We start from the raw sequence: 16898 nt of genomic DNA on the forward strand, positions 1-16898 counted from the left end.
TATATTTGACTAAATTTATCACAAACAATAATTTCAACACCTAATCATCGTAATAAGTATTCCCTCCTCCCCTCCAGAAAATTTGATGCAAGTCATTAATTTGTGCTTCCCCACCAAGAAAAACCTCGCCACTTAAAAATATCATTGACTAAAACAATAGCTATCGTAATCTTCCATATACTATTTAATTGCAATCTAAAATCATGAATATAAGAATCAAACTTGGCTTAGCACTAGTTTTAATTTCATCTGTAGCATCAGCAAGCGTTCTGATGTCTCAATGGACAGAAGGCACAAATCGATATTGTAAATATAGCGATGGAAGCGTCATAAAAATCAACTATGGGTCTACTTGCTTAAGCACAAATTAGCAGCCCCCACACTATCAAATAAATAAGGCCTTTATTCAACAGATCATGTTACTTAGATCACTGCCACTCCATTGACATATAGGAAAAATAGCAATGTTAAAGCTTATTGTTTTTTTTGTTGCGTGCTGGTTTATTTACAACATAATGAAAGGAATATCTACAAGTCGCAGCCAAGAAATTGGAAAGGAGGCAAGGCATATTGCAATCTCTGAATTTAGCGTTCCAGTTGCGTACTATAATAATGCCATCCTCAATCATATAGAACATGTAAAGAAAGCAGCTTTATTTTTAAAGGAACAAGATGATAAATTTAGAAATTTAAGCTGGCCAAGACTGATCGCATGGACCATTTATGGTGCATATCGCGACGATTGTGAACAGTATCGATATGGTAATCCAATCTCTCAAAATAAATTTGAAGACTTGAATATCACTTCTCAGATAATTTCCTCTGAATTACAAAGGGCGCATCTCGCAACCACTCTATGAACGTCATCGCCACCCATCATTCAATTTATTCCTGCCCAAAAACATTCAATTTCTCATGCGGTTGTCATTGACTCAATCTTTGACAACCGTTGATATTTGCAGGAACGGCACTTGTAAAAGTTGTCTTTTTAACATCATGCCATCTCCCAGAGCTATAAAAACATGCCAGGCATAATTCAAGTTATGCCTGTACCACCCCATTGATTCTTTTCATTTCTCACAGCCACTTAACTGAATTATTGTATTCAGATTCTAATAGCGTAGGTGGTTGTGCTATGTCGGGTCATCAATTTAATTCTGCCTTTTCTGCTCACTCCGAAAGCAATACTGACACTATCGAAATTGCTCGAGTTGGGCCACGCCGTGCAGGGATGAACACCAAGCATTGTCATTGGTTTCACTGCGTCAGCAGGGTATGTCGTAAAGCGTGGTTGTGTGGCATTGACCCGGATACTGGCGAGAACTTCGAGCACCGTCGTGACTGGATAATAAAACGCTTGGCATTATTAGCCGATGCATTTTCAATTGAAATTGCCAGTTATGCATGGTTGATATTAAAGAGCAGAGTAATCACTTCGCACTCTAACTGAAAACTACCCCTACCTCTTCAGCACAAGCTTGCGCCTTGCTTCAAAGTGCCCTTGAGAGTAAAAGTCGGCAACGAGTATCATAGTGCGCTGTTTGAATGAAAGGGATATTACAGACTCTCTAATTCGTTTCGAAAACATACCCGAAGAAGCTTTAACTTTTCGATTCGACTCAATATTTCCTTCAGATAGTTGCAATTGATATAATTGCCCCTTAGTGACTATATACAATTTATCTTTTTTGTTACTACCCTTGCCTTGATCAAAAACCTCTAAATTTATCACCAATAAGTCTTTGGAATCACTTGTAATAATTGCTTCAACTTTGTTTTTAGAATTTTTTATGCGGGGTGATTGATCTGAACCATAGCAGTAAATCTCTTCAAGACTTCCTTGCCACTTTCCCTTCAATTTCTTGGTCAATGTTTGAACTTGCTTTACCTCTGAAGGCAACAGTTCAATCCCCTGCGAGAGATCGTAATAATCATCATTTAACTGTTTGAAAGCTGGTGAAGCTTCAAAGCAGTCCACCTCCTGAGCAGACACAGCATGACTGAACATCAGCAGAAAAAGTATAATAACAGCAGGCACAAGAGCACCATAATGGCTGGGTTAGATTGCAAATAGTAACGCAAAACAAACCTTTAATAAACGCCATTAGCTTTATAACTAACTAAAATCTGCCAGGCATAATTCAAGTTATGCCTGAACCATCCCATTAATTCTTTTCATTTTTCACAGCCACTTAACTGAATTATTGTATTCAGATTCTAATAGCGTAGGTGGTTGTGCTATGTCGGGTCATCAATTTAATTCTGCCTTTTCTGCTCACTCCAAAGGCAATACCGTCGAAATTGCTCGAGTTGGGCCACGCCGTGCAGGGATGAACACCAAGCATTGTCATTGGTTTCACTGCGTCAGCAGGGTATGTCGCAAAGCTTGGTTGTGTGGCATTGACCCGGATACTGGCGAGAACTTCGAGCACCGTCGTGACTGGATAATAAAACGCTTGGCATTATTAGCCGATGCATTTTCAATTGAAATTGCCAGTTATGCATGATTTATATTAAAGAGCTGAGCAATCACTACCATCTGGTATGAAGTGTCAATCTGGAAAAAGCCAACAGCTGGCAAGGTGATTAAGTACTTCATCGCTGGTGCAAAGTGTATAAAGGCCCAGAAATTGTCCAGCGCTATTCAGCTGGCGATAATTTAATGCCATCTGAAGTAAAACATGTCGAAAGTTTTGTTGAAGAATATCGGGAAAGATTAACTGACATCAGCTGGTTTATGCGCAGATTAAATGAACCTTTAGAAAGACTAGAGCACAATTTGATAAAAAGTTTGTCAACTAAAGCATAGCTACCAAGTCAGTCATATATCAGCCGTTTTATCGCTGGTTAGCAGACAGCTCAATTTGATGTGATGTGCTGTGCTGTGCTGTGCTGTGCTGTGCTGTGCTGTGCTGTGCTACTCACTCTAGTGAACAACTTCAGAGTTTGCAGATATCTTTTTTACAGCCTCTTTAGCTATACTAAACCCAATGCTTTCACGGAAGATTTGTATGCCCATTGAGATGACAGATTATAAGAAATATGCCGAAACTTTCGGATGCACTTACCGTAGCGTCTACAAGACTGATATTTTACGTCAACAATCTCTACTTACATACCAAAACACCCTCTCAAAAGACGATCTCGTTCAATTCTATGGCCGATCGGGCAAAGGTTACCGCCTCGGATTTTGCGCTCTTTATATTAACTGTGCTGGCAATGTAGAAGCATATAATAACGCATTAGAAAAAAACCCATCGCTGATGAGTGTAATTTCCAATCAACATGCATATGAAAGCGCTAGTCAATCTGAATATGAAAACAAAAAAGATCATTATCAAGCTGAAGCAGATAGCTTTCATAAACTGTGGATTGCTCGTCAATCATCTGAAATCATAACTATTGGAACTAGCAATACATTTATTGTCCTGCTACAAATATGTGCAAAATACTTAGCCAAAACTGGCTTGGTGGTATTAACACTCTATTACGAGAAAGATACAGCAATTTCCATTATTCTCAATCATTCTAAGGAAAACGACTTGAGCAGGCTAGCGATGTTCGACCCTTGCAGTGGTCAATATGAAACACCTCTCAATAAAGAATCAGGAGCTCTTGTTTTGCAACTCATCCAACTTACAAATAATATTTTAACTGGTTATCGTTCATACGGTTCTGTGTTAGCAATTATAGCCAGCCCTGCAATTAATTACCCATCAAATAAAATCACTTAGATTTTATAGTAGAAACCAAAAACCACTGAGCACACTTAAACCACTAATTAATAAAGTGAACACACTCAAAGCAAGGCAAGAAATTACTATCTAACAATAGAATGAACTCCTCAGAAAGTTATCTTTAATATTTTAATCTAGATAAACACCTCTCCATCAAACTAAAATGTTAAGAGGTTTTTATGCCCTATAGTGAAAAGCAAACGCTAGCAATAATTCAACATTAATTTGATAAACAATTATTAGGCTCATCATTATTATTACATGCACCATCATTTTTAATTAACAACGCACTTCCAATCAATGCTATTAGCTTTCCTTCTTCGTTCTCTAGCCTGAATATTTTATGAACAGTGAAAAAAAAGATACAAAAACAGGCAAAAAAACTTATAAAATTTAATCGCAAGCAACTTCATGACTTTCACATTTATTAAACCAAACTGCCAACATTAAAATGGCGCTTCTACACTGCCTTGCTTTTTCGAATCTACTTTCGCCCAACTAAGCCCTTGCAACTTAAATAAACCTAATTGTCTGATAAGTCTATTACCTTCTTTATCGGTGGCAACGAAGAACACATTGTCATCCGGTATTCTAAGATGAATCACTGATGCTAGGAAATACATACGACGCAATGCCGCAGGGAGAATGCCCGCACAAGTAATGACTCTACCTGGTATAAAATGTTTTCTGAGCTGCTTATGTATCAAAGTTTTGTGCGGCAGTTTGGATTGGTGCGTCAACTTCAGAATTTTTCCATATGAATTTTGGGTTTTATCATTTTCATAGGTATCAACCATGTTTTCTAATATTTCTCGTATAAAAGGACTTTCTTGCGCGCCCGAATACAAAATATTATTATCAACAAAATGATTGACATGCATAAATGCTGAACTACGTTTATCTCTACTAATAAGTTCATGAGTTAACAAATGATCATTTGTAACCTTGTCATGCTGGAAATGAAAGGGGATAATTCTCTCTGATGACAATTCTTTGTATATTTTATCAGTAGATTTTTTTGGTGAAAACACATCATTCTTTGTAGCATCAAAACCAGTACCAATGAAATCACTCACCCAAGTAAAATCCAAGTATAATCCACCATAAAAGTACAATGCAAGAATTCTCAAAATATCGCAAGCATATGAATACTGTTTCCACAAAATATAAGAGCGCACTCGCGTATTTAAATCACAAACTTTATCGGCCAGAACCATCAGCTCATTAATATCTTTTATTTCAAATACACCATATAATTTACTATGTTTTTGTGCCAGTAGTGTTGGAGCATTGGTCCAGAGAATATGAGCAACCCTGCCTTTCACTCTCCAGTGCCTTTCTAGATTACGATTAGTGTTCGCAACACGAATTAAACATTCTTCATCAGGGCTGCTGCCTAACCAAACTCTATGGATAATAGCGACTCCATCTTCACTGGATAGCTGCTGTACGCTTTGATTGAAATTTTTCTGAAATTGGCTCATGAAAATATTACAAACCAGAAGCAATTGATCTTTTATTGGTCCTGAAAGATCCAAATCTATTTTTATCATGCATGCGTCACCGCCTCGATATTTCTTATGTTCATCGGTATCTTTAATGCAGTAAAAATAAACTTGGCAAACCAATAAATAAGCATTGGAAAAATTATTTTTTCTCTGATAAGCCTGAATGATCTCTATAAATCTCTGCAACACAGCAATGCATCGAGATGTTTTAGGTGATGGCGGCAATTGATCAGCAACAACGTCGTCGATTACTTGCTGAAGGCGCACGCAAAGCATCTCAAATAAAGGCTTAAGCCAATAATTACTTTCAATACTAGGAAGATCTAAGCGTTGTAGTGGCATGATCAATACTGAGTTATTAATGAGTGATAGTTATGATAGTCAACTAAAACCTGAATCAGCCAGAGAGCTATGTTCTAAAAGCACCAGACGTAACAGTAAATGCTTGAATTAAAGCATTTACTGTTACGTCCGTCACTATCCAACTACTATCTCTAGCAACTGAGCTCTCGTATTTATGCTCAAAATGACACGTTCAAGGCATGCCGCGATACTCACCAAGAAACCATAGTTACGCCAATATAGGTGATACAGGCAGCAAATGTTCCAAACATTTTCCTTGGATTTCTTCCATCTATGGATCGTCATGCCAAAACTAAGATTGACAGTACTTAATCATATAGAAAATACCTATGAACATAGACTGGCTGAATCGCCTTATCTTATGTATTCACCCGCAAAATATTGATTTAGTTTTTTTATAACTCACCCTAAACCCAAGCCGCTACCAGCTGTAAACAATGTATCGAAAAACAGCGTTTTCTCAGTTTTAAACAGACATTGATTACCAAATATTTACAATTCAATTCTAACAAAGATGACACAAAAAGTTTCATTAAATATTCATACCATATTTACTTATTTAAATTGCAAGACAATTAAAACAACGTTACCGTTTAGTTAAACCGTTGCACAACTAAAAACTACAAGATGCAAAGGAAAGCGCCATGAGTAAATCCCACCCAAAACGCATACCTATTTTTCGCGTCGCGCCTCAGCATTGGCTTTTAACTGCTTGTTGCCTATTACTGGGCGGCCTGGCAGGCTGCGACTCTCAAACCGAAGTTGCCAAGGCATCGATAGATGGTGACTTTAATTATTCAGTCAGCCACACCTTCTCTATTAATGATGTTCAAGGCGGCTACAACGGCACCACTTTTGCCAATAATCCGGCGATTATTTGTGGCTTACCTGATAGCAAGAACTCCGAATGTCCAGACAATGCAGCTCAACCAACAACCGTGAAAAAAACTGGCGAAATTGTCTATCCAATTGATAGCCAGTTTGGTTATTACGTTGAAGACTTTGTTGGTGCTGCAGAAAAAAAATTCGACCAGAATTACGGCGAAGGATGGGTTGCTGACTTAGCTAATGGTTTAATTATTGCCAATGCTAAAACGGTTTCATTTAAAGCACCTAAGCGCACTGGCAGTTGGTGTGCAGGTTTAGGTGGCTCATTGGTTAAGTGTTCCACTGAGCATTACACCACTATGGAGCATGTTCTTACCTGCTATGAATCTGTGCCTTACACTACAGATAACCCCACCAGCACCGATCAAAAAAATTTACTTAATCCAGAAAATGGCAGCATTGTTGGAAACTGCTCGGAAACCAAGCTAGACGATAATTTACTGCTTATGGAAGCTGGCAATCTTACTGACATACCACTTACCAGCATTGTTCCTGGCGATCAAATGGAAGCAAATGAGTCAACAATTCGTGATGATATCGCAGTAGGAAAAGATTATTCAATCACTTTAAAAGATGATGGCAAACCATTATATCGCTGGGGAAATGCTGTTAAACGCCCAAATGATATACGGCTTTATGCTCGTATGGCATTACCCGAAGAATGGAAAGTACCGGGTGCAGAATTTGAAGTACTAAAAGCCGTTTTAGTGCTTAACCACCATATCACCAACAATCCTAACGATCAGGTGCGTCCTGAAGATATGGAAAATGAAGCTGCAATTGGCCAACTGCCTGAATATGTTGTCACTGGCTCAGATTGGATGTCTAGCAAAGAATGCTACGAAGGCGATGGCGATTATATTCCCGCAGGAACCTTATTTAAAAATAGTAACTTTACCGAAGAAGCAGCTTTTTCCGAAGATCTGCAATTAGGCTTAACCAACGCTTGGTACACTACAACAGACCGAGACCCATTTGCTGCGGCATTAAACCCCGATGAAGATATAACCAATGCGACCGGCCCACGCTGGCGATTAAAGTCGAATAAATTTGGCCAGGACATTCCATCTTTGGAAATTCCAACCAAAAATTGTTTGCAACCTCCATTCGCTCACGGCGTCGACAAATATCCGGTTGGTGATGAAACCGTCACCACGCTTAATCTACTGGATTTTGAACCCGATATTGAATCTCCATTAGCCAGCAGCCTTGGCTGGATTGATGCAAGCCATAACGAAATTAACATTGCCAAAAGCGGATTGAATACCGACGGTAACGGTATATCCATCAACGGATTGCCACTTACTGAAGATTTCGATTTGGCAATTTATGTTAAAGGCGATGCAAAAGGGACTCGCTTATACGACGCGACTTTATATCTTAAATATCAAGCCATAGCTGCTGAGGAATAACATAATGAAAAACAATCATTCACCTATGTTATCAAATAAAAAATTCCGTCTGGCCGCGGGCTTGCCTTTGATGTTATGTGCATCACTTGCTAATGCGGAAATTATTACCACCAGTGAAACACACGTTTTTAGCGTCAGCGATATTCAAGGTGGCGAAAACTTCGCTACTTACGCCGATGATAAAACGGTTCTGTGCGGCATGCCCGACAGCAGTAAACCCACCTGCCCAACCGATGTGCAGCAGCCAAAAGCAGACAAAGATAATCACACCTTATATCCGATAGAAAGTAATTTTGGATTTAACGTGTCTGATTTTGTCGGTGCTGCCGACCGAACTTTCGACCAGAATTATAAAGAAGGATTTGCCGGTAACATTGTCGACCCTGATCATGGCGCAGGGGTAGCAATTGCCAATGTGGCAACCAATGTTTTCAAGGTAAAAGACCCCTATGGAACTTGGTGCTCAGGCCTCGGTGGAAAAATGGTTAAATGTTCATCTGAGCATTACGTGGTGATGGAACATGTATTGACATGTAATGAAACCATCCCCTATTCCACAAAAGATCCACTGGGCGGTATGCAAAAAGATTTGATAGATCCTGAAACCAAACTCAAGGTTGGAAGCTGCGCAGATGCAAAACTAGATAACCAATTATATCTAGTACGCAATGGAATAGTTACTGAAGAAGCTTTAACTAGTACAACGCCAGGTGATCAAATGATCGCCAATGAATCGACTGTTCGTGATGATATCGCAGTAGGGAAAGACTACTCGATTACCCTCAAAGATGATGGTAAGCCATTATATCGTTGGGGTAATGCAGTAAAACGGCCTGTAGATATTCGTCTATATGCGAAAATGCCACTTCCACAAGCGTGGAAAGAAAACCCTGAAACGGTCTACCGCATTACCAGCGCATCACTGTCGGTCGTTCATAGCATTACCAATAATCCGAATGATCAGATTCGCCCAGAAGACATGGAAAATGAAGCAGCAATTGGTCGCTTACCTGAATCTGAATTCTCAGGCGACAACATTATATCGGCAAAAGATTGCTATGAAGGTGACGGCGACTTTATTGCGGAAGGTACTTTGTTTAAAAATGCAGAGTTTGCAAACCAAACTGCATTTTCTGATGATTTAAAACATGGATTAACTAACGCATGGTACACCTCAACTAACCGCGGTCCTTTTGAAGTTGGTGAAGAATCTGCAACTCGCTGGCGGCTAAGACCTAATAAATATGGCCAGGACATACCTGGACTAGAAATTGCCAACGCTGAAGCTGAATGTGTACAGGCACCACCTTTTAGCAAACATACGCAAAAATATACCGTGGGCGATATCGTCACCACTACCATTAACCTGCTTGATTCTGAAGACATTTCACCTCTACTCACTAGCAGCGGCTGGATAGATGCAAGCCAAAACAACGTCAATATCGGCATGGCGAGTAATAGTGTTGAAGATGGTAACGGGACTTCCATCAACTATTTACCATTAACCGAAGATTTTGATTTAGCGATTTATGTCAAGGGCGATAAAAAAGCGATTCAACTTTATAGCGCAACGCTTAAAATCGAATGGGATGACCAAAACTAATGACCAAGCAAATAGAGCAATGGCCTAATCAACGCCATCTAGCGACAGTTTTTAGGCCAAGCAACCCTACAATTGTCAACATGCTCTTATTGCTAATACTATTAGTTCAAGCCAATTTACTTTGGGCTGCTGCCGATGTAATGCCCAAAGGAAAAGGCGGTCATTACGCCACGCGTAACCAACAATCTGCGGTAGCTTTTTTGCTACCGCAGGCCTTAGCCTCACTAGAAAATAGCTCAACTACTCAATTTGAAAAACAACTAAAAAACAACCAGCAATGGCTAACTGCTATTGACAGAAAAAACGGCCAAAGCTTACTTGGGCTAGCCATTATTAAAAATAAGCCTGCGAAAACATCACTATTAATTGGCTATTCTTCAGCATTAAAAACCCTCAACCGAAGTGGTCAAACACCATTAATGGTTGCTGCCAGTTATGGCAACATGTCTGCCAGCCAATTATTAATTGCAGCTAGCATCGACATTAACCATAGAGATAATTTTCAGCGCAGCGCACTATTTTTGGCAGTAAAAAACAACCAACCAGAAATTGTCAGCATGTTATTAAAAGCTCGTGCTAACCTGCATTTAGCTGATGAAAACAATGCCACACCATTACTGCTTGCCGTTCAATCGGGCAAATTGCCATTAATTAAGCAACTGCTGGAACATGGTGCCAATCCAAATGATCGTGATAGCAAAGGTCGGACGCTATTAGCCATCGCGACCCAGCGACAAATGATTACCATTGCAAAACTGTTGATGTCTTATGGTGCAGATCAGCACGCTGTCGATGAAAATGGCCGTTCCGCTTTTATGCAGGCTGCTGTTGATGGTAATACAAAGTTTCTGCATTTATTAATGACTAAAAATCGCAATTTAAATCAGCGCGATCAATACGATCATAACGTGCTACACCTCGCCGCCAGCAGTGGCAACCTGGCCGCAGTCAAGCTATTGCTACAACAAGGCTTAGATATTAATAGCCGACAAAAACATCAATTTACCCCTTTAATGTTTGCTGCAAATCTTGGCCATAGCGATCTAGTGAGTTATCTACTGGAACAAGGCGCCGAGGTAAATGCACAAAATAGCGGCAAGGTGTCTGCATTAATGATGGCTGCAGGCAATGGTGACATTAAGAGTATCCGTTTGTTAATACAGCATAATGCTAAATTGAACTTGGCCAACACCGCTGGATGGAATGCATTATTCTATGCCATAGCCAAACGGCATAGCGCAGCGGCAAAACTACTGATTCAATCTGGAATAAATATTGACTGGCAAGATAACCGCGGGGCAACCGGCCTACTACTCGCTGCTGGCAACCATGCCAGCGATATTGCCGAACAATTGCTGCAGCGCGGCGCCAAACCAACCATTTGTAACTATCAAGGCTTTAGTCCGCTAATGGCTGCTGCATTATCTGGCAATAACGATTTAATTAAATTGCTGCTACAGAAAAAAAATGCGATTAATGAAACAGATAAGCAAGGAAGGAGTGTTTTACATTGGGCGGTACAAAGCAATCAACAATCAACGGTTAACCTGCTATTGAAATCTGGCGCAATCATAAACGCACTAGACAACAAACAGCGAAGCCCATTAATGACTGCCGCGGCGTTAAACAAAAAAAATAGCCTTGCTGAATTATTATCGGCCGGTGCAGACAAAACCTTAGTTGATCAACAAGGGAAAAACGCTGCACACTGGGCAAAATCTCGTGGGCATCTGGCCGCATTACAACAACTACAGTAACAAGAGTTCTGTTCAATTTTTTTAAAAATTTCAAAAAAAACCGCTGGCAACTTAATCGTTACCAGCGGTTTTTTTATCTATCGAATTTACACCTGACAATTACCTGTTTCAGCACTCATACAGCGGCCGCGCAACATCCGATTCACCACCACCCAAACCCATGGTAATAGCATCATTAGTGATAGCTGCTCAACCGCCAGCATCTGACTTCCTGCCAGGCATGCCACCACAATCGCAGCACCGGTCATTTGAAATAATCCCAGCAATGCTGATGCGGTACCGGCCCGATCACCAAAAGGGGCTAACGCATTGCCAGCACATACCGCCATCATGGTGGCAAAACCAACACTCGCGGTGAAAACTGGCCCCATAAAGGCCAGCGGATGCATGATTGATCCCAGCGCATATTCTGCTACTGCGGCAACGGCCATCACTGAAACTGAACCCCATAACGCCGTTTTTTTACCAACCTTTTCAATCAATTTTGGCGCAGCAAAAGCGCAGGTAATATTAACCACCGCATTGGCACCAAACCATAATGCGTAATCTCTTGCTGATAGCCCCATATCAATCATCAAACGGCTTGGCGATTGTGTGACATAGCCAATAATCATCGCCATGCCTAATAATGCCAGCGTGGCATAAAAAATGAATACCGGCACCGTCAGAACTGCTTGATATCGGTTCCAGCTAAACAACTTACCTTCACTTGAAGTATTTGCAGGTCGGGTTTCAGGCAGCATTGCAGTTAATGCTGCCAACATGATCAAGCCATAGCCGGCCATAAACCAAAAGTTAGATTCCCAGCCCCACCAGACGGTCAGCAAACCACCTAACAAAGGCGCGACTGCTGGAACAATACAAATTACCCCATTGAGATAACTGAACATTGCACCGCTACGCTGAGCACCAAAGAAATCTCGAACGCCAGCAAATGCGGCAACCGACAGACAACTTGCAGCAAGTCCCTGGCCTAATCTTGCCGCCATTAATACCCAATAAACGTCAGCGCTGGCAGCAATTGATGAAGTGATAATATAAAGCAGCACACCTATCAAGCCGATCGGCCGACGCCCATAACGATCCGCCAGTGGGCCTGCGATCAATTGGCCTGTACCAAATGACAACATAAACATAGGTAAGCTTTGTTGTATCCAAGCGACAGGAACCGACAAGGCTTGCGCCATTTGTGGAATCGCTGGCAAGAAAATATCGATTGCCAACGGGGAGAACAGTACCATTAACATAAACAGTGGCAGGGGATTGCTTAGGCGCATTAAATCTCACTTAACTAATGGTGAATAACTAAAAAGTCATTAAATAAAGGTCGCAAGCAATCTTAACTTACGACTCAAAAACTGCGCGGATTGTATCCGCCTTACCCCTTAAATTAAAATGATCATTATTATCTTTTTGATAGTCCTTGTTGGAATAGCTCAATGTTTCAAGCTGCCGTCCTACTGGTTTCAATTTTTCTGACTTGAGCAGAGTAACTGTCAAACGAGAACAACTCATCAGCAGTTATCTCCCTCCAAAAAAGTGGCAAAACCTTAAATTAGAAAACAACAAAAAAGCTCAACCGAAGATATCGATTGAGCTTTATAAAAACATCTAGTTGATTTATTTAATTAAACGCAGAGTCCATGGCACTCTAAACGCTGCACCATCGTGTGTTTTAACCATACCCATAATACAAAAAACCAAATGGCATAATGCGACAATTGGAATCAGCAAGATGCCAATAACAACGAAGGTTAAAGCAAATGCTATCGTATAGGCCAAGATGAGCGTGATTGACCAGTTTAAGGCTTCCTTCGCCTGATCTAGCAGATAGGCATCATCTTTCTTGAATACATAAATGATGAGTCCTGGTACAAAACCAAGAAAGAATGTAGCGAGCCAAGTAAGCAAAGCGAGATTTTTGCTATCTTGGGTCACAACTACTTCAGCAGTGCTTGCTGCGGAAGTTGGCGGCCTTGAATCATCTTGGGTCTGCGGTTTTGTATCGAGATTACTGTCCATGTTGAATTCCCTGATTTTATTGTTATTGGCGTCCACTGCCAGGGGAGGTTTGTTGCACCTGCGGTATCTTAACTTTATTTCATTGAATTTGACCAGAAAATCTATCGATACCCAGCTAAAGATGGTTTGCTATACCTTTTAAGTTAACACCCGATCTATTTCATTGTCTTTTGTCGGACGCTACAAAATCAGGCACGACTATTACATTTGTCACCGACCATTTGTAATCAAGAAGTTTTCTAGAGCTAGTCTATTACAATCACCATAAAACTGGATAGCACTCCGAACTATTTTGTAATTGCTAAAATGTGCAATACAAGGCTTCATCATACGGAGTTGGGCGTTTCGATTGCAGGTTTAATTTATTGCGTTACAAACAATGAAAATGAATATCCAAAAGGCTTGAAATGACCTACCAACCAGTTAACCAACAGGACTAATAAATACTTAGCCATGCTTAAGAAACGATAGAAAACATAGCTAGTAAACCAGATTAATAATAAACCAAACCAGAATTATTTAAATCACGACATAAGCTCTATTAATCTTAGAAAACCCACAAACCAAACCCGGTTTAGCAACTACCCCACCACTACTACCTTTCCTTCATGCAACAATGAAAAAGCTAGTAAACTGGAATACTATTTTTTGCCAACCAACCCTCAAAACAAATAACAAGTTTATTATTAAAGAACGACACCATTCATTTTTACTAAACTGTCAAAACAACAACATTTATTAATTTTAAATTCAACGTACTTTCTACTTGGTAAAACTATGAGCATCAAAAAAACATTCACCTTTAGCACCCTGTCAGCATTATTATTTGCGACTCAAAGCTACGCTTTTGACGTTACGGTTGATAGTACTACCAATCGTAATTATGTTGAGCTTAACCAGCCTGCGATCTTTACTTTTTCTGTCGAGTATTCCGCCAGCCCTAGTGAAGCTGCCAGCAGAACAACCAGCATTTCTTTTGCTCATAGTAATAGTGATGTTGAAACTGTTGTTTCCAGTGACACTACTACCTGCAGTGACCTCACAACCAACACTTTTGGTCAGTCTAGCTTTTCTTGCCCATTAGTACTTCAAGCCAACACGCCACAAACTATTCAGGTCCAAATCACAGCAAACTCCATCCCTTTGGATGCGCTAGGTATTGTTGGCCGCATCACTGCTTCAAATGCTGAAACAGATCGCTTTAATAACGACGCCTACCCTACAATACAGATTGTTAATCAAGTACGAAGCAATCCTCAGCAAACCTTGGCTTCAGCAAATAATGCCAGCGTTGTACGAGCAATTGATGTAAACGGTGATAGTTACAAAGATCTACTTGTGGGTTCCCATGGCGCATCGACGGTGAAAATTTTTATTAATCAGGGTAACGGGTTATTCAGCACAACACCTATCTCTTTGCCCGGAGCAGCAACACCATCAGCCAATGAAATTTTAGCGGGCGATATTGATGGCGATGATTTATTAGATTTAATTGTCACCTACCCTTCTATCCCTGCATCTAGTGGAGTTCCAGCCTCAACTGGTGGCTTGGTGCAATATGAAATAAATGATCAGCAAGTTTTTTCAGTAGGCAATCTAGTCTCTGTATCACCACAAGACATACGATCTGCAGCACTTGTAGATATCACAGGAGACGCACTGCCTGATTTAATTCTAGGAAATAAAGGGCCGAATCTTATTGTCACTAATACAGGCTCAAGCATTTCTCAAGCAAACAGCCCAAGCCTTTCTATTGACGGCAATTTTGAGACTCGCGGCGTGTTAACCGCATTAATTAATGATGATACCGTGCCTGATATTTTCTTTATGAATCAGGATGGCCTTAGTTATATTTATGAGTCCATCTCAACAGAAACTTCACTGGCAACAAGGTTTCCAACACCTGAAATCGACGACAATGTAATTTTTTCATCAAACTTTATTGCCGGTAAATTTACCAGCTTTGGTAATGGCGATGAAACACCTGACTTTATCGGTGCAGGCATACCGGGGGTCCTTGGAAGATCAGTTGACTATGGCCAAGGTTATTTGGTTGATGCTTTAAATTTCAATCATTCTTTTAACAGCGCGAGCTTCGCTCCAGTTCCTAATTCAATAACTGATTTATTAGTATCCGACTTTGATAATAATGGTCGCGACGATCTTTATTTACAGCTATCCAATGGAGATGGCTTACTCTATAGCCGTGGTAGTCGGAAACAAAATGTTTATGATGCAGCACCTGTAGCTTACAATACAGTATCAAATCCGGTGGTTACTTCTGCTGACATAAACAATGACAACTATCCTGACTTGATTGCTGCATCGCAAACCAATGGCGGTACACAAATATTTTTTAACCCATTAGGTTCAAGTGATGTGTCAACCACACAAGGCAGCGAGTCTGGTGGTGCTGTCTTTTCATGGATCTACTTATTATTGCTGCCAATCTTCAGTATTTTTTACTTGAGACGGAAAAAATTATAATAAAAACAAAAAAAAGAGCTGGCGAAATACCAGCTCTTTTTTTTATCTATAAACCTTATTTACAAAGTTTATCTACAAGCCTAATAAGCTTTTTTCTCTTAACTTACGAATTTCTTTTTCATCGGTCCATTCAATTAAACCACTTTCCAAATCGAGTAGTTTAAGTGTGAACTTGTAATAAACGCTGCGCTTATCACTCTGGCGTTTTACAATGCTCGACAAATTGCCGTAAAGCATATATTGCGCGCCAATTTGTCGACCAACTTTTACCGCAGTCGCTTGATTAACTAACCCAGTGTCTTGCTGGTAAGACAGTTGATCCTTTACTTGCTTCAGCGCAGTGGTATCTATAAATCGGTAACTACCTGAACGCAGAAGTCGACTTTGAATGGTGTCCGTGATGGATTCTGTATCAATATGTTCACTGGTTTTGTTTTTGATTTGATCAACAAACATTACCGGACGGCTATTGGCGGTAATTTTCACCAAAGGCCCAAAACTCAGCATGTCATCAACCATTGCCGTAGCAATTTGCTGCAAGTCAGTCGAACCAAAATTCTCATTAACCGTTTCAACCGATTGTGGATCTTGGTAAACGATTTTTGTACTACAGCCAGCAGCAACGACTATCAGCGGCACTACTAATGTTATTTTCAAGAATCTTAAAGCCATTTTCGAAAATTTCATAAATTTTCTCCGTTAATCCCTAACTAGAATTTTAAAAGACACAGCCTGTGGCATAGGTGCCGTTGCTTGTACAAACTTGCTCTCACTTCCTGAGAAAATGACTCGAGTCCATGGTCGCTGCTCCGTTGCTAATTCAAAACCATCTTGATCAAACCATTGAAATTTATATTCAAAATCTAGTTCAAACACCCAACGGTTTCGCAATTCAACTTGCGCTTTAAACAACTCACCTACTGTTGCTGTTTTAACAGCAGCGATTTCCAGTCGAGATGATAGCAACGGGTTATTTTGACTAGAAATAATAGTGGTTTCTTTACCAGTATCGACCACCGCCGATGTATTGACTGCACTACAACCCGCCAACGCTGTTAAAGCTGCTGCGGCAAGCAAAGCCTTGAATTTCATATTCTCACCTTTCAGTTATTCCAGCGTAT

The 16898-nt window shown here is 40.3% G+C and carries 15 protein-coding genes; 9 read left to right on the top strand and 6 right to left on the bottom strand.

The window, feature by feature from the left end; translation table 11 throughout:
- The first annotated feature begins 464 nt into the window (after positions 1-464).
- Both DC094_RS01460 and DC094_RS01465 read left to right on the top strand, forming a co-directional pair.
- The gene (locus DC094_RS01460; protein ID WP_116685310.1) at positions 465-860 is read left to right on the top strand and encodes a hypothetical protein; all 396 of its coding nucleotides are present in this window, start codon (positions 465-467) and stop codon (positions 858-860) included.
- 275 nt (positions 861-1135) lie between these two features.
- Positions 1136-1450, top strand: coding sequence for a hypothetical protein (locus tag DC094_RS01465; protein WP_116685311.1), 315 nt, complete (start codon positions 1136-1138; stop codon positions 1448-1450).
- A gap of 9 nt (positions 1451-1459) precedes the next feature.
- Here DC094_RS01465 and DC094_RS01470 read toward each other — a convergent pair whose 3' ends face one another.
- Positions 1460-2038, bottom strand: a complete 579-nt coding sequence (locus DC094_RS01470; RefSeq protein ID WP_116685312.1) for a hypothetical protein — start codon at positions 2036-2038, stop codon at positions 1460-1462.
- Positions 2039-2240: 202 nt separating this feature from the next.
- Between DC094_RS01470 and DC094_RS01475 the strand changes: the two genes are divergently transcribed.
- The 3 genes from DC094_RS01475 (at position 2241) to DC094_RS01485 (ending at position 3734) form a co-directional block, all read left to right on the top strand.
- Entirely contained in the window at positions 2241-2507 is a 267-nt protein-coding gene (locus DC094_RS01475) for a hypothetical protein (protein WP_116685313.1), read from the top strand.
- Between the two features lie 104 nt (positions 2508-2611).
- Positions 2612-2809 (top strand): hypothetical protein, encoded by a 198-nt coding sequence (locus DC094_RS01480; RefSeq protein WP_116685314.1) that lies wholly within the window; start codon positions 2612-2614, stop codon positions 2807-2809.
- Between the two features lie 202 nt (positions 2810-3011).
- Positions 3012-3734: a hypothetical protein gene (locus DC094_RS01485; RefSeq protein WP_116685315.1), complete on the top strand. Its 723-nt coding sequence runs from the start codon at positions 3012-3014 to the stop codon at positions 3732-3734.
- A 449-nt stretch (positions 3735-4183) separates the two neighbouring features.
- Here DC094_RS01485 and DC094_RS01490 read toward each other — a convergent pair whose 3' ends face one another.
- Positions 4184-5587, bottom strand: coding sequence for a hypothetical protein (locus tag DC094_RS01490; protein WP_116685316.1), 1404 nt, complete (start codon positions 5585-5587; stop codon positions 4184-4186).
- 665 nt (positions 5588-6252) lie between these two features.
- Here DC094_RS01490 and DC094_RS01495 point away from each other — a divergent pair.
- The 3 genes from DC094_RS01495 to DC094_RS01505 are packed head-to-tail and all read left to right on the top strand — an operon-like array spanning position 6253 to position 11268.
- The gene (locus DC094_RS01495) at positions 6253-7908 is read left to right on the top strand and encodes a hypothetical protein (RefSeq protein ID WP_116685317.1); all 1656 of its coding nucleotides are present in this window, start codon (positions 6253-6255) and stop codon (positions 7906-7908) included.
- 4 nt (positions 7909-7912) lie between these two features.
- On the top strand, positions 7913-9511 hold the full coding sequence (locus DC094_RS01500; protein ID WP_116685318.1) for a hypothetical protein: 1599 nt from the start codon (positions 7913-7915) through the stop codon (positions 9509-9511).
- Positions 9511-11268: an ankyrin repeat domain-containing protein gene (locus tag DC094_RS01505; RefSeq protein WP_116685319.1), complete on the top strand. Its 1758-nt coding sequence runs from the start codon at positions 9511-9513 to the stop codon at positions 11266-11268. The genes DC094_RS01500 and DC094_RS01505 overlap by 1 nt, the downstream gene beginning before the upstream one ends.
- Positions 11269-11354: 86 nt before the next feature.
- Here DC094_RS01505 and DC094_RS01510 read toward each other — a convergent pair whose 3' ends face one another.
- Positions 11355-12545, bottom strand: coding sequence for a multidrug effflux MFS transporter (locus DC094_RS01510; RefSeq protein WP_116685320.1), 1191 nt, complete (start codon positions 12543-12545; stop codon positions 11355-11357).
- Between the two features lie 343 nt (positions 12546-12888).
- On the bottom strand, positions 12889-13290 hold the full coding sequence (locus DC094_RS01515; protein WP_116685321.1) for a DUF4870 domain-containing protein: 402 nt from the start codon (positions 13288-13290) through the stop codon (positions 12889-12891).
- Positions 13291-14067: 777 nt separating this feature from the next.
- Between DC094_RS01515 and DC094_RS01520 the strand changes: the two genes are divergently transcribed.
- Positions 14068-15777, top strand: coding sequence for an FG-GAP repeat domain-containing protein (locus DC094_RS01520; protein WP_116685322.1), 1710 nt, complete (start codon positions 14068-14070; stop codon positions 15775-15777).
- Positions 15778-15849: 72 nt separating this feature from the next.
- On the opposite strand, the gene lpoB is transcribed toward DC094_RS01520, so the two are convergent.
- Positions 15850-16464, bottom strand: a complete 615-nt coding sequence (lpoB, locus tag DC094_RS01525) for a penicillin-binding protein activator LpoB (protein ID WP_241503941.1) — start codon at positions 16462-16464, stop codon at positions 15850-15852.
- 12 nt (positions 16465-16476) lie between these two features.
- A complete protein-coding gene (locus tag DC094_RS01530) occupies positions 16477-16869 on the bottom strand; it encodes a YcfL family putative periplasmic lipoprotein (protein ID WP_116685323.1) in 393 nt (130 codons plus the stop codon).
- Between the last annotated feature and the right edge of the window lie 29 nt (positions 16870-16898).

Source organism: Pelagibaculum spongiae (assembly GCF_003097315.1).
Taxonomy (GTDB): domain Bacteria; phylum Pseudomonadota; class Gammaproteobacteria; order Enterobacterales; family Pelagibaculaceae; genus Pelagibaculum; species Pelagibaculum spongiae.